Consider the following 1918-nt stretch of genomic DNA (forward strand, 5'->3'; position numbering starts at 1 on the left):
AGTGGGTTCCGGTGAAGGTCTAGGAGGAATAGGTTCAGGTTTAGGAGTAATATATCTATTTTCAAGACGAAAATCCCAAAACTTTCCATCACCTCCAACCAATCTTTGACTAGGATCCGCCTCCCCTAAATCGGATTCTGGACCATAAGCATAGAGCATATACTGATAAGGTGAATGCGCTACCGCAACATACCCACCATCCAACTTAAAAGAATCTTTCTCTGCCTTTCCAGAAACTTGAATGATTGAAATCCCTTGGTTATTTCCACCATTCCCCGTGTATCCTCCTGGACTTCCTGAAACACCACGAACATGAACGATAGTTTTTCCTTCAACATCACCATGTACCAAAACACGATCGGTCTTTTGATCATCGAGAGAGCCCCCCCCATTCAAATACGTATTAAGGTAAATATTTGCACCATCCTGCGCTTTATAAACGGTACCCTTTCCATTGATATTGAGTGTTTGATAATAGTAATTCGAAGCAGATTTCAATTTTTTAAAATTAACGGAACTATCATTCATAAGAAGCAGAAATGAGACAGATGAATCATTTGTACGAGCAGTTTCACGCGAACCACTCTCCTGCTCTTGTCTTAAAATCCATGTCGAACCAGCGCCCAAATAAAGCTCAGTAGTAGAACGATCATCAACAGAGGCTCTCCCTTCAAGGGTAGAAGCACTAGCTAAAATTTTTACCAAAGCCCCCCTCTCAGCTTTTAATAATGAACGGCCTGAAAGAGTGCTTTGCATTAAATTAATAACACCATAACTATTACCGGTACCATAAAGAGCCACACTATCTGGAGCAGAAAACACTGTCTGCCTCAAATTAACAGCCTCCAATCTGGGCAGCTTTTTTTCCTCTTCTATCTTTTCTCTATTCTCGAATTTTTCGCCCAGTTTATCTCCCTTAAAATATATACCGTAAGATCCTTCACCCTCTACTGTAACAGAAGAAGATGTAAGATTAACCTCAGTCATACGCTGACGCTCAGATAAACTCTTATACACTGTTATCAAATCACCAGTAGTAAATGCATTTTCTGACAAAATGCCGTGGGCATGAGTAACATTAACAGTGCCATCCTTAAAATTAACAGCCCCTCCTACACCCATCAAAAAAACCGCATGATCCTTTTCTTTACTCCCCTTCCCAGTAATTTTAATACTCTCGAAATCAACCTTGCCACCTAGTGTCGAAGAAACCCCATGATTGTTCATGAATTCTATTGATCCGCTGTTCATTTTAATTTCTGCATAGCCATTACTAAAAAAGCTTGAATCTCCTCCAGTTGTTTTAATATTTACATTTTTTAAAATAATATGCGTCCGCGGTCCTATTGCTTGAACAGCCCTTTTAATTTCACTAATATCTCCTCCATCCACCTCAATCATCCCATCGCTGGCATGAAGAGCTACCATTGCATTCTTGAGAGTAAAATTATTCAAAGTAACTTTTCCCCCCTCTGAGACAGAAACACCACGCGCGAAAGGTTTTTCTGAAATTTCACTGTGAACAGTTACATTTTTCCCTTCTACTTCTGCAGTCCCTCTCCTTACTGTTATAGCAACATGACTAGACGAAATTCCTTGCACATTCTCCGTTGTAATTTTATAAGATTGATTATCAATTGTATTCTTTCCACAATTAGTACATGAATAATACGATCCATATGATACAGTCCTCATGCCCTTTTTGCTATCGCTCCCGTAGCGATCTCCACTCTCCCCTTTAAGAGGATGGTTAGAGTTACTCCCACTAAGAGAGACACCACCAGATCCGCCAATACCGCTAACGTTATCACCACTAAGACCATTAAGGCTACCAATTCTCCCCCCAGAAAGAGCAGAAGTGGATATAGAGGGGATAACAGTTTGCACAACAGGAGTAACTTTGATTCTATAATAAGAT

Annotated in this window: 1 pseudogene; it reads right to left on the reverse strand. The window is 40.1% G+C overall.

Annotated features, from left to right (window positions below):
- A pseudogene (locus tag BN200_RS09400) lies at nucleotides 1-1887 on the reverse strand (autotransporter outer membrane beta-barrel domain-containing protein); the annotation flags it as partial.
- Between the last annotated feature and the right edge of the window lie 31 nt (nucleotides 1888-1918).

Source organism: Bartonella senegalensis OS02 (genome assembly GCF_000312545.1).
In the GTDB taxonomy this organism is placed as follows: domain Bacteria; phylum Pseudomonadota; class Alphaproteobacteria; order Rhizobiales; family Rhizobiaceae; genus Bartonella; species Bartonella senegalensis.